13 protein-coding genes and 1 pseudogene are annotated in these 24425 nt (G+C 33.0%); 2 read left to right on the top strand and 12 right to left on the bottom strand.

Annotated elements, in window-relative coordinates; translation table 11 throughout:
- Positions 1 to 18: 18 nt before the first annotated feature.
- From CLU82_RS20575 to CLU82_RS20630, 12 genes are all read right to left on the bottom strand, one after another.
- Positions 19 to 2298 (bottom strand): NADP-dependent malic enzyme, encoded by a 2280-nt coding sequence (locus CLU82_RS20575; RefSeq protein WP_100844867.1) that lies wholly within the window; start codon positions 2296 to 2298, stop codon positions 19 to 21.
- A 245-nt stretch (positions 2299 to 2543) separates the two neighbouring features.
- A complete protein-coding gene (locus CLU82_RS20580; RefSeq protein ID WP_100844868.1) occupies positions 2544 to 4154 on the bottom strand; it encodes a RagB/SusD family nutrient uptake outer membrane protein in 1611 nt (536 codons plus the stop codon).
- An 11-nt stretch (positions 4155 to 4165) separates the two neighbouring features.
- A complete protein-coding gene (locus CLU82_RS20585; protein WP_198520253.1) occupies positions 4166 to 7156 on the bottom strand; it encodes a SusC/RagA family TonB-linked outer membrane protein in 2991 nt (996 codons plus the stop codon).
- Between the two features lie 470 nt (positions 7157 to 7626).
- Positions 7627 to 9141, bottom strand: coding sequence for a M61 family metallopeptidase (locus CLU82_RS20590; RefSeq protein ID WP_157813413.1), 1515 nt, complete (start codon positions 9139 to 9141; stop codon positions 7627 to 7629).
- Between the two features lie 73 nt (positions 9142 to 9214).
- Positions 9215 to 11614, bottom strand: coding sequence for a glycoside hydrolase family 127 protein (locus CLU82_RS20595; RefSeq protein ID WP_100844870.1), 2400 nt, complete (start codon positions 11612 to 11614; stop codon positions 9215 to 9217).
- A gap of 42 nt (positions 11615 to 11656) precedes the next feature.
- Positions 11657 to 13066, bottom strand: coding sequence for an APC family permease (locus CLU82_RS20600; RefSeq protein WP_100844871.1), 1410 nt, complete (start codon positions 13064 to 13066; stop codon positions 11657 to 11659).
- A 188-nt stretch (positions 13067 to 13254) separates the two neighbouring features.
- Positions 13255 to 14505, bottom strand: coding sequence for an FAD-binding oxidoreductase (locus CLU82_RS20605; protein ID WP_100844872.1), 1251 nt, complete (start codon positions 14503 to 14505; stop codon positions 13255 to 13257).
- 21 nt (positions 14506 to 14526) lie between these two features.
- Complete coding sequence (locus CLU82_RS20610) at positions 14527 to 16311, bottom strand: DUF885 family protein (protein WP_100844873.1); 1785 nt, start codon at positions 16309 to 16311, stop codon at positions 14527 to 14529.
- Between the two features lie 55 nt (positions 16312 to 16366).
- Positions 16367 to 18661, bottom strand: a complete 2295-nt coding sequence (locus CLU82_RS20615) for a S9 family peptidase (RefSeq protein ID WP_100844874.1) — start codon at positions 18659 to 18661, stop codon at positions 16367 to 16369.
- A gap of 63 nt (positions 18662 to 18724) precedes the next feature.
- Positions 18725 to 19735 (bottom strand): 4-hydroxyproline epimerase, encoded by a 1011-nt coding sequence (locus CLU82_RS20620; RefSeq protein ID WP_100844875.1) that lies wholly within the window; start codon positions 19733 to 19735, stop codon positions 18725 to 18727.
- Positions 19735 to 21321, bottom strand: a complete 1587-nt coding sequence (locus tag CLU82_RS20625; protein ID WP_100844876.1) for an aldehyde dehydrogenase (NADP(+)) — start codon at positions 21319 to 21321, stop codon at positions 19735 to 19737. Before CLU82_RS20625 ends, CLU82_RS20620 begins: the two co-directional genes overlap by 1 nt.
- Before the next feature lie 70 nt (positions 21322 to 21391).
- Positions 21392 to 22306 carry a dihydrodipicolinate synthase family protein gene (locus CLU82_RS20630; protein ID WP_100844877.1) on the bottom strand — a complete coding sequence of 305 codons (915 nt, stop codon included), beginning with the start codon at positions 22304 to 22306 and terminating at the stop codon, positions 21392 to 21394.
- A gap of 187 nt (positions 22307 to 22493) precedes the next feature.
- Here CLU82_RS20630 and CLU82_RS20635 point away from each other — a divergent pair, with 187 nt between their 5' ends.
- A complete protein-coding gene (locus CLU82_RS20635; protein ID WP_100844878.1) occupies positions 22494 to 23348 on the top strand; it encodes an AraC family transcriptional regulator in 855 nt (284 codons plus the stop codon).
- A gap of 246 nt (positions 23349 to 23594) precedes the next feature.
- Positions 23595 to 24425: pseudogene (locus CLU82_RS20640) on the top strand (M1 family peptidase); the annotation flags it as partial.

The following is a 24425-nucleotide window of genomic DNA, read 5'->3' on the forward strand; positions in this document are numbered from 1 at the left end:
TTAATAGAGAACTAAGCATTAGCTTTTACTTTTTTCACGCTCTTGAGCATCAATTACAGCTACAGCAGTCATATTTACAATTTCATTTACGCTTGCTCCTAATTGAAGAATATGAATAGCTTCGCTTAATCCCATCATGATTGGACCAATAGATTCAGACTTATTCAGTTCCTTCAATAATTTATAAGTAATATTAGCTGATTCTAAATTTGGAAAAATAAGCGTATTCACTTTTTTACCTGCTAATTTGGAAAAAGGAAAAGTCTTTTGCAATAATTCTGTATTTAAAGCAAAATCTGTTTGAATATCTCCATCTACTAATAAATCTGGATTCTTTTCATGCAAAATATTTACTGCTTTTCTAACTTTTGCAGCGTTAGGATGCGTTGATGAACCAAAATTAGAATAAGAAAGCATCGCAATAACAGAATCAAAACCAAAAGAGCTAGCTACGTTTGCAGTCATTTGAGCAATGTCTGCCAATTCATCTGCTGTTGGTTCAATATTAATTGCTGTATCAGCCAAAAACATTGGACCTCGCTCTGTTGTCAAAATATTAACTGTTGCAACCTTTTTTACATCCTGAGCTTTTCCGACAACTTCAAAAATTGGTTTTACAACCGTTGGGTAGGATCTTGAGTAACCTGAAATCATACCATCAGCATCCCCTTCAAGAACCATCATCGCACCAAAATAATTTCGTTCTCGCATTTTTGACTGAGAACTATATAAAGTAGCTCCACTTCTTTTTCTATTATTCCAATATTTCTGAGCATATTGATCTCTTTTTTCTTTAGATTCTGCATCTTTAGAATCAATAATAACAATATCTGCATTAAAGTCTAACTCCTTTTTAAACCCTAAAATAGTCTCTTTGTTACCTAATAAAATTGGCTCAGCAATTCCTTCTTCATAAACAATTTGAGCTGCTTTCAAAACATCCAAATGATCTGCCTCTGCAAAAACAATCTTCTTAGGATTTATTTTTGCCCTATTATGTAGCATTCGAACCACTTTATTATCATTACCAGAACGCAACAACAATTCTTCTTTATAATTGTCCCAATTTTCAATCTTAATTCGAGCAACCCCACTATCGATAGCTGCTTTGGCAATAGCAGGAGGAATTGAATAAATTAATCTAGGATCAAAAGGTTTAGGTATAATGTAATCTTTACCAAAAGCTAGACGAGTTTCACCATAAGTAATATTTACTTGTTCAGGAACAGATTCTTTTGCTAATTCAGCTAAGGCTTTTACCGCAGCCATTTTCATTTCCTCGTTAATTTTTGTTGCTCTAACATCTAATGCTCCCCTAAAAATATATGGAAATCCCAAAACATTATTTACTTGGTTAGGATGATCAGAACGTCCTGTTGCCATAATGATGTCTTTTCTAGTTTGTACTGCCAATTCATAGGCAATCTCTGGGTCTGGATTGGCCATTGCAAAAACAATAGGATCTTTTGCCATAGTCAATAACATCGCTGGATTAACCACATCAGCAATAGATAATCCGATAAAAACATCGGCATTGACCATAGCTTCTTCTAAAGTATCTATTTTTCTATCCGAAGCAAATTCTAATTTTTCAATTGATAAATTTTCTCTATCACTTCTGATTACTCCTTTACTATCTAACATCACAATATTTTCGGCACGTGCTCCAAAAGCTTTATAGAGTTTGGTACAAGAAACAGCGGCAGCTCCTGCCCCACTAACAACAATGCGAACTTCTTCTATTTTTTTATCTATTATTTCTAAAGCATTTAGTAAAGCTGCAGCCGAAATAATCGCAGTACCATGCTGATCATCGTGCATCACCGGAATATCCAACTCTTCTTTAAGTCTTCTTTCTATTTCAAAAGCCTCAGGTGCTTTTATATCTTCTAGATTAATACCACCAAAAGTTGGCGACATTATTTTCACCGTTTCTATGAATTTATCTACATCTTTAGTATCCAATTCAATATCAATACTATCAATATCAGCAAAAATTTTAAACAATAATGCTTTTCCTTCCATAACTGGTTTAGAAGCTTCTGGGCCGATATCTCCCAATCCTAAAACAGCAGTTCCGTTAGAAATTACAGCTACTAAATTTCCCTTGGCGGTATATTTGTAAACGTTATTTACATCCTTAGCAATTTCTAAACAAGGCTCAGCTACTCCCGGAGAATAGGCTAGCCCTAAATCACGTTGTGTAGCATAAGGTTTTGTAGGCACAATTTTAATTTTACCTGGTTGAGGTTTTTCATGATACTGTAGGGCTTCTTTCTTAAATTTATCTTTACTCATAATATCTTAAATCATTAAAACCTACTAAAAAACAGTAGTTTTTTTATATTAAATTTATTCATTTCATTAACACAATCTATCAATTCTAAAATTAATTTACATTGTAACAAAAGTCATTTCTTTTGTCTTTTTTATATTTCAGTGGAAATTATATCGAAAATTTCATCTATCATTCTAGTAATTATTTTAAAAAAAAGGAGGTAAATAAATTACCTCCTAATAAAACTAAAACTAACTCAAAATTATTATTGTATGTAACCTGGATTTTGTTTCAAATTACTATTTCTCTCCAATTGAACCTTTGGTATTGGAAGAATCTTTCTAAAAGCACCAGCAGGATTAGCTTTGTTTGAAAACCAAGATTTTGTTGAAAATACTCCAAATCGTATTAAATCTTGTTTTCTATGCGCTTCTCCGACAAATTCCCAAGCTAGTTCATCTAAGAAACCTCCATACTGAATATCTGCTCCTCCTTCATAATCTGTAATTACTCCAGAATCATAAGTTCCGTATTTATAAACACTACCACCTAAAAGTTTAGCTCCTGTAACAGTTGCTTTAGCTGGATTGGTGTTTTTAAAATCTCTTTGTCTGATTTCTGTTACAATTGCTGCTGCCCCATTAGCATCTCCAGTTCTTAACAAACATTCTGCTTTAATCATCATGGCATCAGTTAATCTATAAAATGGAACATCATTACTTGTTTGTCCAATTTCACCAGTACCAATTTCATATTTAACCATTCTATATCCTTCATTAGGTTCGCAACCATTTACATTAGTCAAATAATTAATATATTCAAATTGTTGCCCATTTTCTAACATTATTGGTTCTCCTTTACTATCAAACTGTTTTCCTCCTAACCAAGAATCTTTTAATCGTTGATCATCTGGATCATAAGTATCTATAAATTGAGGTATTCCACCAGTTCCGTTCCAAGGTCCTCCAGCCAAATCATAAGTTCTCTGACTTTCGGCTGCTAATGTTTTGAATGGCCAATAATTTCCACCGGCTTTAATTTGATCAAAAGGAATAGAAAATATTTCTTCCGGTGAACTTTCATTTTTTATTTTAAAATTGTCCAAATAATTACTTGTCAAACTAAATTTACCGCTATTAATAACCTCATTAACCTCAGCCAAGGCTTCGTTCCATTTTGGTGTTCCTATATACACTTCTGCATTTAAATATAATTTTGCTAAAGTCATTTTAACAGCCCACTTTGTAATTTTCCCATAAGTGGCACTATTATTTTCTTCACTTAAATAAGGTAAAGCTCCTTTTAATTCACTTTCTACAAAATCATATACTTCTTTTCCTGTATTCTGTGTTGGCAAATATCCTTTTGGGAAATCATATTTGGTTACTATAGGAACATTTCTAAAATTATCTAATAATAAATAATAATAAATAGCTCTTAGTGCTCTCAATTCTTGAAAAATGGTTTCTTTATTCTCAATACCTGGTATTTGTTCTATTTGAAAAATTGCTTTATTAACACTATTTACACCATTATATAAATAAATCCAATTTCCATCCGCATGAGGAAGCGGAGCCTCATAAGTGTGTTGATGCATTGTGATGTAATAATCTCCCCATCCAATACCATTTCGTTGTGGTGTTACCATTAAATCTGATGATTCTTCATACAAGCAAAATGCTGCATCCCAACCCCAATAAACATCTCTAAATGAGGTATAAGCTGGTGCTATAAGACTAGTCAAATCTTCTGCTGTAAATTTAGTATTCTCTGCAAGGACTTTATCATAAACATTCTCGTCCAAATTTGTACATCCTGCTCCTAAAAATAGTAAGCTCGAAGCAAGTATTTTATATACTATGTTTTTATTTTTCATTTTGATTTAATTTAAAAAGTTACATTTAATCCTAGGGTTAAACCTCTAGTACTTGGATATTTATCTCTGTTATCCATACCTTGAGACAATGGATCCTCTCTTTTTATTTCTGGATCTAAACCTTTGTATTTTGTAAATGTGGCTAAGTTATTTCCAGACACATACAATCGCATCGCGCTTAAAAACTTAAATGGCTTAACATCAAAATTATAAGATAAGGTTACGTTATCAACCTTTACATAATCACCTTGCTCAATATAATAGCTCACATAGGTTTGATTGTAACTTAATACCGCATTATCATACACTTTATCGTATGCACTGTCCAACATATTATAAGCAATTGTAGGATTCTCGTAAAACATACGTTGCGTATTTAGTATCTGAAAATCAAAAGCTCCTGTTAATACAACACTTAAATCAAATTTTTTGTAACTAAAAGTATTGGTCCAACCTGCATAATATTGCGGAACACCATTGCCTAAATATTGCATATTGGCATCATTATACATAGCAGTAGTAAGCGTTTTTCTTGTACCATCTGGCAATTCTACAATCCATTTTCCATCATTAGTAATATCTACCGATTTTAATCCCCAAAAATTACCTATTGATTGTCCCACTTCTAGTCTATGAGTTGTAAATGAAATAGGGTCTCCTGTGTTTCCCACATTCAAATAATCTCCTTCAATTTTATATAAATCATTAGAAAGACTTGTCAGTTCATTTTTATTGTGTGAAAAAGTCATAGAAGAGTTCCAAACAAAATTCTCCGTTTTGACAGGAATTGTATTAAGAAGAATCTCAAATCCTTTATTTTCCATTTTACCAACGTTAGCAGTCATACCAGTCGCTAAATAAGGCGGAGTTGGTACATTATAATTAAATAACATATCACTAGTTTTTTTGCTATAGACATCAAAACTTCCGCTTATTCTATTATCCAAAAATCCAAAATCAAGACCAATATTTACCTCTGTTGTTTTCTCCCAGCGCAAATCAGGGTTAGGATTTCTTGTTGGCTGTAATCCCTTTACCCATTTTCCATCATTAAAAAAATAACCATCATATTCATACAATGTTTTAGACATATAAGATTCAGTAGGAATAACTCCTGTTACTCCATAACCTGCTCTCAATTTTAAAGCGTTTACAGCAGTAACGTCTTCTAAAAAAGACTCTTTATTTATACTCCATCCTGCAGAAACAGCTGGAAAATTACCCCATTGGTAATTGGCACCAAATTTAGAAGAACCTTCTCTCCTAATACTAAATAACAAATCGTATTTACTATTAAAATTATAGTTAACTCTACCAAAAAATCCTATTAATGTACTATCATCTTTATAACTTCCCATTCTTGCTTTTCCATCAGTCAAAGCATTTCCTGCAAGTAAATTATTATAAGAAAAAGCATCTGTAGGGAAATCATAATTACTAGCCGAAAAACCTTGATTTAGTATATATTGATAACTATACCCCCCTAATACTGTAAATTCGTGCTTATCAAAAATTTTATGGTATTTGGACGTTATTTCTACATAATCACTATCTGTAGTTCCTGTATCTCTAGAAGCCACTCCATTTCTCTTATTTATAGTATTTGAATAATGCTTTTTGGTTTCAGCATATCCATTTAAACCTGTGTTTTTATTTTTTGAAAGTTGTGTACCTACATTCCACCCTGGTAATAAATCAAAAGTTATATTAGCAGTAAATCTTTGCCAAGTACTGTTCCTGTCTTGTTTTGTTTCGTTCATAATAGCTACAGGATTATAATATTGAAATTTACCCGTATCCTCATTATAAGTTCCATCTGAATTATATACAGGAGCCGTAGGGTTTCTTATCATCGCCTGTCTGTAAGCATAAGCTGCTGTTCCTTCTGAAAGACCCATATTTTGTGTACCATTTAGTAAGCTTAAGTTAATTTTCAATTTATCATTAAACATAGTATGATTCACATCAAATGAAAAACGGTACTCTTTATTAAATGTGTTATTAAAAACGCCTGTTTCGTTTACATAATTAAGATTTACGATATAATTTGTTTTAGCATTTCCTCCTTTTAAAGCTAAATTATGATTTTGAGCAAATCCGCTTCCTGATATTTCATCTAACCAATCTGTACTAGCTCCACCATCTGTAAAAGGAATTGAGAATCCTTCAGCACGTAAACTTCTTTGTTGACCTGCATCTAAAAATTTAGCCTTATTAGCAAAATTGTTTACTGTAGCAAATGTTGAATAGGTAATAGTTGGTTCCATTTCTTTATTTATCGTTTTTGTAGTAATAAGAATTACTCCATTGGCTCCTCTTGTTCCATAAATTGCAGCAGCCGAAGCATCCTTCAAAACATCGATTGAAGCAATTTCATTTGGAGCAACCGTATTAAGGCTTCCAGGTACACCATTAATTAAGACCAGAGGACCATTATCTCCCATTATGGTAGAAAATCCACGCAATGTAATATTTGAGGATGAACCCGGATCTCCTGAACCGTTAGTGATTGTCAAACCTGCCACTTTACCTTTAATAAGATCGGAAGCATCTCTAATATTTCCCTTAATAAAATCTTTTTCTTTTATACTAGCAATTGCACTAGTAACTCTTGATTTTTTTTGCGTACCGTAACCTACGACAACTACATCTGCTAATTGCTCAGTGTCACTCACCAGAAAGACATCAATTTTGCTTTTATTTGCAATTGCTACTTCCTTAGTTTTAAATCCTATATAAGTAAAAAGTAAATTAGACTTTTCATCTTTAAGGACAATCTCAAATTTTCCATCAAAATCGGACACTACAGAATTAGAAATATTCTTTTCTGTAATTGTCACCCCGGAAAGAGGTATTCCATTGTTATCTTTTATGGTACCCTGGATTTTTTTTTGCGCAAATGAGGTGAGAAAAGTTAGAAATAAAAAAATGGTTAATCCCATTTTTCCCTTCCAAAATTTACTCTCAAAAATTTGCATTGCTGAAAGGTTGGTAAAATTCATAGCTTTTGTTTTTGGTTATGGTTAAAAATTAATTCTCTTTGTTAATGCACAATTAATCAATTGTGTGATTTAAACACTTGTAAAATTAAATTTTAATCACAATAACAAAGACCAACAATTTATCCTAAACCAATAGTATATTATCCTTTTATTGCTTTATTTGATGCAAATTCGAATAAATTAAATACTACTAAAAAAAATAATGTTAATTGTATAGTAATAATACAGACTTATAAACATTATCACTAAAAAAACGCAACAACAGTAAAGAAACACAACTCTCAAAAAACCTTAAATTACAGTATGTTATATAAAACATAAGAGGCAAAAAAAAAAAAAAAAACATCACATCTTATTAAAAATAATCTGTGATGGTCTGTCATATTTTTTAATCCAATACTTATAAATTCAAAGGCATTCATTTAATTCAAAGATCTAAATTCATTGCTTTTACATACGATAAATACAAATCATTTATTCAACCATGAATAGAAAACTTTTTGTTGCGATTCATTTTTTGTATCCAAAAATTGAAAGGAATATTTTTTGGATTTAGAATCGTAATCAACTTGTTCTTTCAATCTTAATCCTGCATAAGATAAGTAGGCATTATAATCAATTTCTTTGGTAGTATACACATATTCAAACTCTTTGGCTAATGAAATTCTGGCTGTAGTCTCGCAGGCTTGTTGAAATTCAGCATCTGTAAATCCACGCTGCATTTTTTTGTAATACTGCCAATACAAAAGTTGCATAACATCATCTAAAGATTTTTTATTTTCTGTTGCCTTGCGAATAGCAAAGTCAAGAACAAGACCAACTGCAGGTCCTTTGTCATAATAAGAAATAGCTTTATTCGCATTCTCTCCTTGTTTTCCAAAAGGTCCATCACTCCATGTCTCAAAACTAGACTGTGTTAGTGATTGATAATTTCTGCCTGGACTGTTCTCAAAAGCATTAATACTACTTTCAAAATTATTAAATAACGTTTGTTCATTGATAAGTCCTGCTCTTTTTACAATTAAATATTCATAATAGACAGATAATCCTTCGCTTACCCAAAGTAGGTTTGTTTTGTTTCCTTTATCATAATCAAAAGGTCCTAGTTCGAAAGGTCTTATTCTTTTTACATTATAATGGTGAAAATATTCGTGAGCTAAAAAATTCATCATCGTCGTCATAGTATCAGGATTGTCTAACCCATTACCATCAAAACTTACAGTCGTATTATTTAAATGTTCTATACCTCCCTGCCCTGGACCGATTCCAATAAATGTATATTCTTTATACGGAATATCACCAATTACAGCAACGGCAGATTCTACCACTTTTTTTAAATTACTCATAAAAGTTACTTTATCAAAATTGCCTAATTTATATCCAACAAATCGATGTTCAATACCTTTTACTTTAAAAGATGGCAACTCTTCTAAATCTCCAATTAGTATTGGACAATCATACAGAATATCAAAATCAGAGGCATAAAATTCAGTTTTACTTTCTTTTATCGATTCTAATCCTGTTGCAATTTTCATTCCCTCTTTCATTCCTGAAATTTTCACAGAAACTGGTATATTCAAATTTTCATTTATATATACAAACAAACTATTTGGAATGATATACGCATGTGTGGTATCTAAAAAACTATTGGCAACAAATTGTTTATCTGCTTTTACATCATAACTCAATGTGAATGGTCTGTTCTTTGTTACATTAATTTGCCATGTATTTTCATTAGCCTTCGTTACAGCTAAATCTTTATTGTCGTTTTTTGCTACAAAATTTTCTACCATTTTGCTATAATTCATCATTTGATAATAGCCTGGCATCCAGTTTGGCATTTTAAAATCGATAGTTTCTTCTTTCCAACCAGAACAATTCAATTCAACATGAAAATAATGACTTTCTGGATTTGGCATCGAAACAGTATATTGCAAAACAGGATTTACTGATTGTGCTTGAACGTTATTTGTTAATACACTCATTATATTCAATAGCAAAACAAACAGAAAAAAAATTCTGTTTGTTTTGTGTAAAAATGATAGCTTTTTCATAAACCTATTGATTTACCATCCATTCATGAATTCCTGCTGATTTATCAACTGGTAATTGCACAACCATTTTTAAAGCCGTAGTTGTTACAGGTTCAAATTGTACTGAATTGTATTTGTCTTTAGCTAATTCATAAGTCGAGGTGTTTTTTACAGGAACCCATTCCTCTCCTATTTTATAAAATATTTGCCATGAAGCTGGAACTGCGCAACCACCCCAAGGCGTATCATCATACCAATACACTTTGGTAGATGAAACGGTATAGGCTTTATCAAAATCGTATTGTACAAATTCTGTTGTATTATTTTTTGGCCACCAATGTAAATAGTTTGCTTCTTTATCAGCTGAATTTGCAACTTCATATTGATCATTCAAAGCCTTTAGCATTAATTTACTTTTAGAAGAAGAACTTACTACACTTCTGGATGCAATTGTACTAGCAGGCTTTGGATTTGAAGCAGATGTTTCATAAGGAATCCAAACTTCCATTTCGTTACTTCCTCTGTTATTCCAAGCGTAGTAAGGAATTGCATTAACTACACTTTTAGATTGTGTTAATTCTTGACTATTCTCGATACGGCTTGAAGATGAACCTACAGTTGAAAGTTCTAAAATTCCGTTTAGCTTGTCCGCTTTGTAACTTTCGGTTACAACAGCATCTTTATCAACAACAATACTTTGCACACTTTTGTCCGCTTGATCAAAACCTTCCAGACAATAAACAATAGGCCCTTTTTGCAATGCGAACCTGTCTTTATCAGCTTTTACATTCTCATTTGCCAATACCTTTTGAATTGGCATAGGAAAATCAACTGTTACTTTATCACCTTTTACCCAAGCACGCTTAATAACTGCGTATCCTTTTTCTATAACATAATCCACTTTTTTTCCATTTACAGAAATAGGAATAGCAACAGACTTACTGTCTTTAAAACTATATAAATCCCCAGAAACTGGTTTGCCTATTGCCCAACTAGGAATACGAACATGCACCGAAAAATCAGCCTTTTTTGAAGGATCAACAGTCAATGCAACCGTTCCATTCCATGGGTAATTCGTTTGTTGTGTCAAAGTAACTTTTGCAGCATCTAATTCTACATCCATTGTATTACTCATAAAAAGATTTACATACAAATCATTGTGATCGTGAGCATACACATATCCAGGCACTGAAGGTAAAAATCTAGTAATATTAGAGATACAACAAGCACAGCTAAACCACTCTCCTCTTTGATGTTGTCCCAAAGAAGCTAAAGGATTCGGATAGAAAAAGTGATCTCCACTTAATGAAACACCAGATAATAATCCATTATACAATGTTCTCTCCAAAACATCAATATATTTTGAATCTCCATGCAATAAAAACATTCTTAAATTCCAATATACATTTCCAATTGCTGCACATGTTTCTGCATAAGCGGACATATTAGGTAATTCGTAAGCTGCACCAAATGCTTCTCCAGCACCAGTAGCTCCGATACCTCCTGTTATGTATAATTTCTTATCGACTACATCACCCCAGATGTTATCAATAGTATTAAGATATTGTTGATCTCCTGTTAATGCAGCTACATCTGCCATACCGGTGTACATATAAGCAGCACGTACTGCATGACCCACAGCTTCTTTTTGATCAACTACTTTTTTATCTGCCTGATTATAAGAATCTCCTCCAGGTCCGCGGACATCTAAAAAGAATTTAGCTAAATCAAGATATTTTTTTTCTTTTGTAACTCGGTATAATTTTACCAAACCCATTTCTACAATCTGATGACCAGGGTAAATTTGCAATTTTCCCTGACCAAAATCCTTAACCAATAAATCGGCATTTTTTATGGCTACATTCAAAAAAGTGCGTTTCCCTGTGGCTATAAAATGAGCTGTGGCCGCTTCATACAAATGCCCTGCATTGTACAATTCATGACTAAGATCTTCGTCTTTTACCCATCGTTTATCCCCAATCCATTCATGAGGGTGAGCAGCATTTACGGTTCTAAAAGTATATAAATAACCATCTGGCTCTTGTGCTGCCGCAATTATTCCGATTAAAGTATCTAATTGTTTTTCCAGAACAGGATTTTTTTTAACCTGCAATCCATAGGATGCTCCTTCTATCAGTTTGTACACATCGGTATCATCAAAAGGAAAATCAGTCAACTTGTCGCCCGGAATTGTTTTAGAAGCTCTCAAAAAATTATTGATTCGTCCTGTTTCTTTACACTTTTTTAAAATGTAAGGAATAGTAACTTCTGCATTTACTTCAATTTTTGGTTTCCAAAAATTATCAGTCAAATGAACATGAGTAAAATCGACAGGTTGAATCGCATAATCTTTTTTCTGTGAATGAACCAAACAGCTCATTCCTATCAAAAGTGTTACTGCTGTTTTTTTAATATTTGATATCATTATAGAATACTTTTAATGATTAATTTTTAATGAAGTAGTAGCTTATTTATCTTTATTTACAAAATAGTAATAGATTGGAATTCCTAATAATACGATTGCCAATCCTGGTAATGATGAGCTGTATTTATAAACCAATAACATAATACAAATACTCGAAGCTGCAATAATATAGATAGCTGGTAATACTGGATAACCTATTGCTTTATATGGTCTTTCTAATTCTGGTTTTGTTTTTCTTAATCTAAAAATCCCCGCAATAGTCAAGATATAAAAGATCAGAACAACAAATATTACATAATCCAATAGTTCATTGTATTTTCCACTTAAACAAAGGACAGAAGCCCAAAGACATTGAATCCACAATGCTTTCTCTGGCACTCCATTTTTATTTAATTGCGCCATTTTTTTAAAGAAAAGACCATCTTTTGCCATTCTATGATACACACGTGCTCCAGAAAGTATTAATCCATTATTACATCCAAAAGTGGAGACCATTAACAAAATTGCAATAATATAAGTTCCTGAACTTCCAAAAATATGCTGTGAAGCTACAACACCAACACGATCATTTTCGGCATGTGCGATCTCATCTAAAGTAAGAACCGATAAGTACATCATATTAGTTGCAACATAAATAATAGTTACAATCAGCGTTCCAAGGAAAAGACTTCTACCAATATTTTTCGATGGGTTTTTTATTTCACGAGCAATAAAAGTTACATTATTCCATGAATCACTGCTAAATAAACTCCCCACAAGACTAGCAGCAACTGCTCCCATTATAGCTAATCCTGAATAAGGAATAAGGGTATTTCCTTCCATTTTATTTATTGAAAAACCTGTGCTCCAATTGGCTTTCCAAACATCTGCTTTTGCAGCCAATATGAAACCAAAAATGATAAGACCAAACAATGCAATTAGTTTTACCATTGTAAAAACGGTTTGAATAATCTTTCCTTCTTTAACACCTCTAGTATTAACATACGTAAGAAAAACAACAAGAATAATAGATGCTAATTGTGCAGCTGATATTTGCAAAAATCCTAAATCTAAAATTATATTTTTTTCACTCAAAGAAGGAAAAACATAAGCTGCAAACTTACTAAAAGCGACACCTACAGCAGCGATAGAACCTGTTTGTATAACTGCAAAAAAACTCCATCCGTATAAAAAACCTGTAAGAGAATTGAAAGATTCTCTTAAATAAACATATTGCCCGCCTGCTTTGGGAAACATCCCACTTAATTCTCCATAACTTAAAGCCGCTGCAATCGTAAGGAAACCTGTAAGCAGCCAAACCAGTAATAATGCTCCCGCAGACCCTACATTACGAACAATATCTGCGCTCACAATAAAGATTCCTGAGCCAATCATAGAACCAGCAACAATCATTGTAGCGTCTAATAAACCTAATGACCGTTTAAATTTTTTTTTATTTGTTTTTGATTCCATTTGTTGGTTAGTTGGTTAGTTTTAGTTAGTTATTTTTATCATTACCACTGTGTGTGGCGTAATTATTATTTTTTTTAATTTAGATTTAAAGATCTCTAAGTCCTTTATTATGGAACAACGATGATGGCTAATAAATTAAATATTAATTTAAACCAGAAAGAAAATCAGTATGAAAGGAACCACCCTTTTTAATTAAATCTCTCTACCTCAAATGCTTTAGTATCAATACTGGTCGGTTCTCTATTAATTAATTGAGAAACTAATTTTCCCGAACCAGGACCAAGACTAAGCCCCATCATTGAATGTCCCGTTGCTATAACAACATTATTGTATTTTTTTATTTTTCCTATATAAGGCAAACCATCTGCGGAGCAAGGTCTGTAACCGTACCAAATATCTTTTTCTGCCGGTTTTTCAATTTGAAATTCAGGTAAGAAATCTTTAACAGCATTCAATACTCCGTTGATTCTTTCATACTGTGGTTTCGCAGTAGTTGGAACCACTTCCATTGTTCCACCAAATCTAATTTTATTTCCATCCATTGGTGTAATCGCAACTCTTCCTTCGGCAAGAATCATCGGATGGTTCAGTTTATAATCTGAATCTTCTAAGGTTAATGAATATCCTCGACCAGGCATCAATGAAATCTTCGCACCTACTAACTCAGCAATTTCTTTAGACCAAGATCCGGTAGCAATAACAACATCATCAGCTGGATATGCATTTTCTTTGGTAATCACTTTGGTAACTACACCATTACTTTTTTCAAAAGATTGTACAGTTTCACCATATTTAAATTCTACTCCTTTTGCTAATAGTAGTTTTTTAAGTCCGTCCATTAATTTGTCTGGATAAACATGAGAATCACAATTAAATTTTACAGCTCCAATCGCATTAATTTTTGTTTGAGATTCCAAAGCCTGTAACTCTTCGTAATTCAACAAGCTAACGTCAAGTCCTAATTCTTTTGCTTTTTCGACAGTGTGATGTGCGTGTTCACCCACTTTTTCTGTTTGAAAAACTTCTAACATGCCTTTGTGTTCGTAACCAAAATTAAAATCAGGAATTTTGTTCCATTCTTCGAATTCGTGCTGGCTTAACAAAGAAATATCTCTAAGCGGAATTGCCGATTTAATAACATTTTTATTTGTAGCACTTTTTGCGAAATTTAATCCCCAATCTATCAACGCTTTATTAAAGGAAGGCTTTACATAAAATGGACTCTTCGAATTGAACATCCATTTGAATCCCTGCCAAATAATTCCTGGCGCAGCCAATGGTATAAAGTGACTTGGACAAACATAACCGGCATTACCGTATGAACAATTATCTTTAAAATTATCCTTATCGATAACCGTTACTTTACAACCACTTTGTTGTAAATAAAAAGCAGAACTAAGTCCAATTATTCCACCACCTATTACTACTACATTTTTCATACGAAATTGTATATGATATTATTAAAATTTATAAAATTTCCAGTTTGTTTTAAAATCCCGATCCAACTTCTGATTCGTTAAAATTGCTCTTAACAATTCGATTGGCATACTATTTTCGTGTAAAATAGCATCATGATATTCTTTGTAACTCATTTTTCCGGTAGTTACCATTTCATTTTTTAAAGCCATAAATTGTAAACCTCCAAGCATATATGCTATTTGATATAAAGGGCTATATCCGCCTTCAAAAGAACGACGTACTTCGCCTTCAGCATTGGCTCGTTCATGCCCAACTCTATCTACTAAAAAGTCGATACATTGTTGCGGAGTCCATTTTCCTAAATGATAATTTAAAGAGAAAATGATTCTGGCACAGCGATGCATACGCCAAAACAACATTCCGATTTTGTCTTGTGGAGTTTGCGGAAATTTTAAATCCCACAACAACATTTCCCAATACAATGAATTTCCTTCAACCCAAAAAGGCGTATCAAAATGACGATACGCTTTGTAACGGTCACGCATAAATTGTTGCAAATGATGCCCCGCAATTAATTCATGATGAATAGTCGCACGAGAGAAATTTGGATTATTTCCTCGCATACTCATCATTTTTTCGTCATAAGACATGGTGTTTGTTGGGTAGGAAATAATTAGAGATTCGCCTCCTAAAAAGAAAGGATTTACTTTTTGCGCTTCAGGCGACATCATATATACTCTCCAAGTTTCCTCTGCAATTGGAGGAATTGTCAAAAGATCGTTTTTCTTTAAAAAATCAACAGATTGATTGTATAAATCTAACATTGCCTGAGGCTGGTCACCCGGCGCTACAAAAGATGTTTTTACTTTTTCCTGAGCCTCTTTCCAATTATCGCCAAATCCCATTTCTTTAGATGCTTTTAGCAATTCTGCATCGCACCAAGCAAATTCTTTATTGGCAATATTTACCAATTCTTCTGGCGAATAAGGAATAAATTCAGTTTCTAATTGACGAATTAACTCATCTCTACCAATTGGATTACCAATAATTCCACTGCCATCATCTTTTTGGGTACTTATTTCTACTTTTTTAGATTTTAAAAGTGTACCATAATCAGCAAGAAGTTTGTCTAAGTCTTCGTAGGTTTTTGGAACCCACCAAGTAAATAATGGGTCATATCCGTTATAAAACTCAAAATACTTTTTGAGGATCTGTTGCAATGCTTTTGAATGCTGAACCGCAAAATTGGAAGATTCTTTATCTAAACCGTTTATTTTTTCTACGGTTTTGATTTGCTCTTTAATGGTTTTGCATAGCGAATTCATTTCTTTAGCGACAGCTTCACCATTCACTTTATTTCCTCTAAGACGTGGTTTTTCTAAAGCATAAATTTGATTTTCAAAAGGGAAATAAACTTTTATTTTGTTGTAAACCTTTTGCTGTTTAACCAACGCATCTTTTTCATTATTTAAATTTCTATTAAATAGAATATAATCAACTTTGCCATTAATGTTCATGGTATCAAAATCTAGTGCTTTTAGCGTGTTTTGATATTGGCTTATTAATGTTAAAAGTCGTTCTCTTCTTTCTGGAGTATTATAATCGCTTCTTTCAAAATATGTTCCGTAAGTATCAGCAGTACTAGCAACAGAATAAAATCTGATAATACTCCCTTTGTCAGCTTCATAATGAACCATTGTATTGTTCACTTCGCTTGTTTGTTCGTATAGTCCAAGATTTGAAGTTTGCGCAAGAGCATTTATTGGCAGCATCATTGCTACATTTAGAAGAAATAAAATTTGAATCTTACTGCTAATATTACCCATAAATATTTTTTTTAGTGTTTACAAAACTGTTTCGAACCTTTAGAAAATTATAGTATTACTGAGTCAACTCGCCGTTGTTTCTATCCGGAGCATCTACCCCTAATAAATGTTTTACAAAAAAATCACGTTTGCGTTTTCTTCCGTAAGGTCCTCCATCGCTATGTCCGACACCTGGTAATGGTAAAAATTCGAAAGTTTTTCCACATTTGATTAATTCATCAGCCACACGGTAAGTCGATTCTGGCGGAACATTTTCATCAGCTTCACCCACTATTAGCAATAAATCACCTTTCAGGTTTTTCGCGTTAGTAACGTTCGATTGTTCTTCGTAGTTTTTATCAACCGGATATCCCATCCATTGCTCGTTCCACCATTGTTTGTCCACTCTGTTATCATGACATCCGCAAGCGGCTACACCAGCTTTGTAAAATTCAGGATGAAATAATAAACCGCCTAAAGCATTTTGACCACCGGCAGAAGTTCCGTATAATCCAACTCTGGAATCATCAACATAAGCATATTTTTTTGCCAAAGCTTTTATCCAAAGAATTCTGTCTTCAAAACCTCCATCTTTTAAATTTTTCCAACAAACATCATGAAAAGCTTTCGAACGATTGGCAGTTCCCATTCCATCCATTTGTACGACTATAAATCCTAACTGCGCTAAACTTTGCATTTCAGTAGTGTATCGATCCATGAAGTTTTTTGGGACAAAAGAATCTTGTGGTCCTGCATAGATACTTTCGATTACAGGGTATTTTTTGTTTGGATCAAAATTGGCAGGTCTGCATATAATTCCCCAAATATCTGTAATTCCATCTCTGCCTTTTGCATGAAAAGGTTCCGGCAAAGACATTCCTGTTGCTAAATAGGCTGTAGCATCAGATTTTTCTAATTCCATTATTTTTGCACCAGTATCCGTTCGGTGCAATTCGATTGTAGTCGGAACATTCGGTTCTGAGTATGTATCGATGTAATATTTTTTGTTTAATGAAAAGGAAATAGAATGATTCCCTTTTGAAGGAGTAAGATTAACTAATTTTTTTCCATCAAAATCAATTCGATAATGATGAATATAATAAGGATCTTCGCCATTATTCATTCCGCTGGCAGAAAACCAAATCTCTTTTTTGTGTTCGTCAATACTATCAATGCTTCGAACAACCCATTCGCCTTTGGTAATCTGCTTTTCTTTACCAGTCAAATTATCAACTGAGTAAAGATGTCTCCAACCGTCTTTTTCAGAAGACATGATTACCGTATTGCTTTCTTTGTTATAATGTGTAAAAAGTCTGCTTTCGTAAATAAAAGTTTTTGTCTTTTCATCAACAATAGAACGGGTTTCAGCAGTAGAAGCATTCACCTCAATAATTCTAAATCTTTGGTGACCACGATCTACTTTTTCATACGTAAAATAATTAGCATCGCCTTTACGCCAATCTAATTTTGGAGCATCAAAAAAGTCAATAATTGGGGTATTTACTTTTACAACTTTATTATTTGCTACATGAAACAAATTCATTTCGTAAGTTGTAAAAGGATCTCCAGGTTGTTTATAAGAGTTTGTTTTTAATTTCCCTCTTGTTGTATTAGGCAATGATGTCAATACATAATACACTGGCAAATCTTCAACAAGGGTTATATGATACCCAACTACATAATTGCTATCTGGCGACCAGGCCAGCGCTCCATAAGGTTTCTCTTTTGTACCATCTGTAGTAAATTGAATGGCTTCTCCTCCACTAACTGGTTTTATAAATACATTATTATCTTTGATGTAAGCCGACCATTTTTTGTTAGGAGAAAGACTATCTGTTCTGAAAAAATTCCATCTCGCCCATTGGTCGTTTAATTTCGGATATTTATTAGAATCCTTAACTAATGAAGTAACGCTTTTGATACTGTAGTCTGATAAATTTACCTGAAAATAATTTTTCTCGTATTTTAAAGTTATTGATTTCGCTTTAGAATCGTAGTTTAAACTGTCGATAGCTAAACTTTTTTGAGAAACTGCTTTTCCAGAAATTTCACTTAATGCTTTTTTAAGTTTAGGTTCATCAAACAATTTACTTTTTGCACCTTTTGTGGCATCAACCAAGATATACTCCCGAACACTATCTTTTAAAACATTAGAATACCAAAATGAATTTCCATCTGGTTGCCAACGGGCATTTATACTTGTTTTAAAAACTTTATTTTTAACGGCATCATCTAATTTTAATGCCTGTTTATATCGTTCTAAAATTTCACTTTTGGAAGGTTGATAGGGAACTGTTTCTTTATTTTGTGCATAAAAATTACAACTAAGAAACAATGTCAAAAAGGTAGCAATGTGTAAATTATTTTTCATACTTATCTGGAAAAGGGAACCTTCATTTATATTAATATTATAAGTAACCTGCAATAAATCTGACTACAACACCTGAAATCCATGAGCGTATGGATCATCTTCCTCATCAATTATTATTGTGTTATAACCATACACTTTTGCCCATCCTTGAATACTCGGTACAATTGCTTTAATATCACCGATTGATGTTTCTTCTTCAATTCGTCCAACGAACTTACTTCCGATATAACTTTCATGGATGAATTCTTCTCCCATTTTAAGCAATCCTTTTGCATGTAATTGTGCTATTCTTGCCGAAGTTCCTGTACCACAAGGAGATCTATCGATTGCTTTATCTCCATAAAAAACGGCATTTCTACCTGATGACGTTGGATCAATTGGAGAACCAGTCCATAACATATGACTTACATCACGAATCGTATCGTTTTCCGGATGAATGAACAAATCAGGATACTTTTCGTTTATACTTTTTCTAACTACCTGACTGTACTGAACAATTTTACTTGCGGTAAAATCCTGAACTCCTGAGAAATTCTTCTGTGGATCTACAATTGCATAATAGTTTCCTCCGTAGGCAACATCAAAAACTATTTCACCTAATTCTGGACAATCAATCGTTAAATTCTCAGCGGCTAAATACGATTTTACGTTGGTTAATTTAACCCACTCTACTTTTTTATTAACCTGCTTGTATTCAATTTTTACGAGTCCTGCAGGAGCTTCCATGTTTATTCTTCCGGCAACTTTTGGAGTAATTAATCCTTCTTCTATTGCAATGGTGATCGTACCAATAGTTCCGTGACCACACATTGGCAAACAGCCTGATGTTTCGATAAATAAAATACCAAAATCATTTTCAGGATTACTTGGCGGAAATAAAATACTTCCGCTCATCATATCATGTCCGCGAGGTTCAAACATCAATCCTTTGCGAATCCAATCGTATTCGTTTAAGAAATGTTGTCTTTTTTCGCTCATGTTTGCTCCAATCAAATTTGGACCACCACCAGCTACAACTCTAACAGGATTTCCGCAAGTATGTGCATCTACGCAAAAAAAAGTTTTTCTAGCCATTATGAAATTGCGGAATTAGTTTTACTATTATTTACTAATCGAGAAATTCCGAGAGGATTTTCATCTTGAAGCGCTTCAGGCAACTGAGCATTAGGCCAGTTTTGATAACTAAAAGGTCTAACCCAACGTTTGATAGCATCAATTCCTACTGCCGTAAATCGTGAGTCGGAAGAAGATGGATACGGTCCGCCGTGTACCATTGCAGGGCAAACTTCAACACCAGTAGGCATTCCGTTAAAAATAATTCTTCCAACTCGATTTCCTAAAGCATCAACTACCTCTCCAAAATTTCCTAATTCGTTGTCTTCTGCTAATAATGTCCCTGTTAACTGCCCTTCTAATTCATTAATAATAGCAACTAACTCGGTTTCATTTTCACATTGAACAACAATTGAAAAAGGTCCAAAAACCTCTTTGTGCAAAACAGTATTTTTCAAAAATTCTTTTCCAGATACTGCTAATATTTTTTGCGAAGCGAAATTAGGCTTATCATTTCCATCATAAACAGCAACTACTTCTACTCCATTTTGAGAACTCAATGCCTCATTATTTGTCACATAATTTTTATGAATGGATGGATTCAACATACAAATTGGATCAATTTTTAAAATCTCACTGGCCAATTGATCCGTAAATGTATTCAAATCATCATTCTTAACTCCAAGTATCAATCCAGGATTCGTACAAAACTGACCTGCACCAAGCGTTACAGAACCAGCACAGGCACTCGCCCACTTGCTTGAATTTTGTTTTAATGCTTCCGGTAAAATCACAACAGGATTTATACTTCCCATTTCGGCAAAAACCGGAATTGGTTCAGGACGTTGTGCGGCTAAGTCATACAATGCACGACCTCCTTTTATACTTCCAGTAAATCCTACTGCTTTTACCAAAGGATCTTGAACTAATTGCACTCCTACTTCAATACCACTACTATTCAAATTAGAAAAAACTCCTTCTGGCATATTGGTTTTTTGAGCTGCTTTTATAACTGCCGAAGCAACCATTTCGCTAGTACCAGCATGCATTGGGTGACTTTTTACAATAACCGGACATCCCGAAGCTAATGCAGAAGCCGTATCACCACCTGCTGTAGAATAAGCAAAAGGGAAATTACTGGAACCAAAAACAACAACAGTTCCTAATGGTCGCATCATTTTACGAATATCAACTTTAGGCAATGGTTGTCTGTCTGGAATTGCGGTATCAATTGTAGCTTCTACCCAAGAGCCATCTGCAACTAAATCTGCAAAAGCATTAAGTTGACCAATAGTTCTACCTCTTTCTCCTTCGGCTCTTCCTCTTGGCAAACCCGATTCCTGACAATATACCTCCAACAAGCTATCGCCCAAAGCCAATATTTCATCAGCAATTGTTCTTAAAAACTGTGCTTTTTCTTTACCTGTACATTTCTGAAAAGATAAAAATGCTTTATTAGCTATAGCTGTCGCCAATTTAATCTCATCAGCAGTCGCCTCAGTAATTTGCCAAGGATTTTCGACATTGAGTTGCGGATTAAAAGTTTTGAATATTTTATCTCCACTTGCCAACAACTGACTTCCTATATAATTTTTTCCAGTAATCATTTTTCTTCTTTATTGTTTGATTGGGTAATTTATAAGATTGAAAATTAATTTCAAAATCGTAATCTAAAATTTATAGACTTTTATAGTCTGGAAGTGTTGGTCTAGTTTTTAATGAACTATTAATGATATCCAAAACTCTTTCTCTTTCTGCTCCCATCAATGGAATTCTAGGTGCACGTACGTATTCACTTCCTAATCCTGCTCCAACTTCAGCTAACTTAATGTTTTGAACTAATTGAGCATTAATATCCAATTCTAATAAAGGTAAAAACCAACGGTAGATAGTTAATGCTTCTTGAATTCTTCCTGCTTTAGCTAATTTATAGATAGCAACAGTTTCTGCTGGAAAAGCATCTACTAATCCACCAACCCATCCATCAGCACCCATCAAAAGACTTTCTAATCCTAAAGTATCAACTCCGGTCATAACTTTCAATCTGCTACCAAATCTATTAATGATTCTGGTTACATTAGAAATATCTCTTGTTGACTCTTTTACCGCTTGAATATTATCTAATTTTAAAAGTTCTTCAAACATATCCAAAGTAACTTCGATTTTATAATCCACTGGGTTATTATAAATCATGATTGGCAAAGAAGTACTTTTAGCAACTTCAGTAAAATACTGAACAGTTTCATAATCTGTTGCTTTATAACGCATTGGAGGTAACATCATTAGACCTTTTGCACCATTAAGTTCTGCCACCTTAGCAGCCTCAATAGCACCACGAGTTGTTTGTTCAGCAATGTTCATGATAACAGGAACTTTTCCGTCAACAATACGTACTGTTTCTAAAATCAGCTCTTGCTTTTCTTCTTCTAAAAGTGTACTTGCTTCCCCTAAGGTACCACCAAGTATAACTCCTTCTATACCAGCATCTAATTGAGCATCTAGATTTTTCTCAAACATTTTAAAATCTAATTTATCATCAGCTGTAAAATTTGTGGTAACAGCTGGCATTACCCCTTTCCATTGAATATTCATAATGATATTTTTTTTTATTTATTTAATAGTTCAAAGATATTAAGTCAACCAAAAAAAAATAATAACGGTTGTTATCTAAAACTAATACAATATTATCTCATTTGAAGCATTATGTCAAAAAGTAGATTAATTTTAATCCATCATTTATTTAATTTTATATCTTTCCAAAAAATTCAAAACAAATACCATGAAAGTTTTTCCATTTAAAATACCAAAGTCAAGTGAAGAAGCATTTATTTATCAGGAAGACCGTGAATATATTTTTTATGATAAATACCATCAACATGAGGAAATTCAGATTAGTTATATAAAAAAAGGAGAAGGTACTGTTTTAGTCGGTGATATGATTTCGGAATATAAAGAAGGAGATATACTTATAGTAGGAAGCAATTTGCCGCACGTTTTTAAAAGTGATATATCCGAAAGCAAAAAGAAATCTGTAATGCTTACCATTTTTTTTACAAAAAATTCATTTGGAAAAAACTTTTTCAACTTACCTGAATTGCACAGTATAGAGCCTTTTTTTGAAGCAATTAAAAATGGAATACGAATAAGAAATGCAAAGCCTTCCATAATAAAGAAGTTCGAAAAATTTAAAGACGCCGATAAATATGACCGCTTTATACTTTTCTTATACCTACTAAAAGCTTTTTGTCACGCAGAAAAAACACCTCTGTCTAATTATGTCTTTAATAAACCTTTTACAGATGCAGAAGGAAAAAGAATGCAAATGGTTTTTGATTTTGTGATGAATAACTACCAAAAAAATGTCACCTTAGATGAAGTTGCTCAAATTGCAACTATGACCAAAAATGCTTTTTGCAAATATTTTAAAACACGTACTAACAAAACTTTCTTTCAATTTTTAATCGAAATAAGAATTGAGCATGCCGCAAAACTACTTGTAAAAAACAAAGAACTATCTGTTATTGAAATATCCGAAATGAGCGGATTTAATAACATTTCCAATTTCAATAGAAAATTCAAGGAAATAAAAAAGAAAACACCATTTGAATTTAAAAACTCACTTTCTGATTCCTAAAAAACTAATAAATTCTAAAAAGTAAAATATATTTTTATGCAAATTTTAGCTGGTAAAACTGTCTTGCAAAAACTATCCTAAAATTATATCCTATAAACCAAAAAAGAGTAATATAGTATTTGTTATTGATAATAAATACTATGTTACTCTTTTCAAATCTACATACTTTTGGAAATAAGCACTCTTTTCTTAACCCATAAAGGCTTTAGCTTACAATAAAGTCTTAAATCTCAAAATTACAATAGCATGACCAGAAAGCACCTATTCCTTTTTATTTTTCTAAGTATAAATCTAATTTCATTCGGACAAACCACAAAAGTTTATACTCTTGCTGATACACTTAGAGGTAGTTTAACTCCAGAAAGACTATGGTGGGATGTATTGCGATATGACATAACTGTAAAACCAGATTACGACAATAAACTAATACAAGGGAGTAATGCTATAACATACAAAACACTTAAAGAGAAAAGCAATACCAAAATGCAGATTGACTTGCAGGAACCTTTGGTTATTGACAGTGTAATACAATCCGGAAAAAAATTAAATTTCAAAAAAGAAGGTAGTGTTTGGTATATAGAAACTACAAAATCTAAAGTTGGAACAACTCATAAAATAGAATTATTTTATAGTGGAAAAGTTCATGAAGCCATAAACGCTCCCTGGGATGGTGGCTGGATCTGGACAAAAGACGAATTAGGTCGCCCATGGATGACAGTAGCTTGTCAAGGACTTGGAGCATCAATTTGGTACCCTTGCAAAGACCATCAAAGTGATGAACCAAATCAAGGAGCAAGTCTTACTATGACTGTACCTACTGCATTAACAGCAATTGCAAACGGAAGATTAGAATTTAAAAAAGTCAATAAAGACGGAACAACCACCTCAAAATGGGCTGTTGTAAACCCTATCAGTAATTATTGCATCATTCCGTATATCGGTATGTATGTTAATTTTAAAGAAAACTATAAAGGCGAAAAAGGGAATTTAGATTTAAACTATTGGGTACTAGATTATAATTTAGAAAAAGCCAAAAGCTATATGCCTACTGAAGTGCATAATATGCTAAAAGCTTTT

The organism is Flavobacterium sp. 5 (assembly GCF_002813295.1).
Taxonomy (GTDB): Bacteria; Bacteroidota; Bacteroidia; order Flavobacteriales; family Flavobacteriaceae; genus Flavobacterium.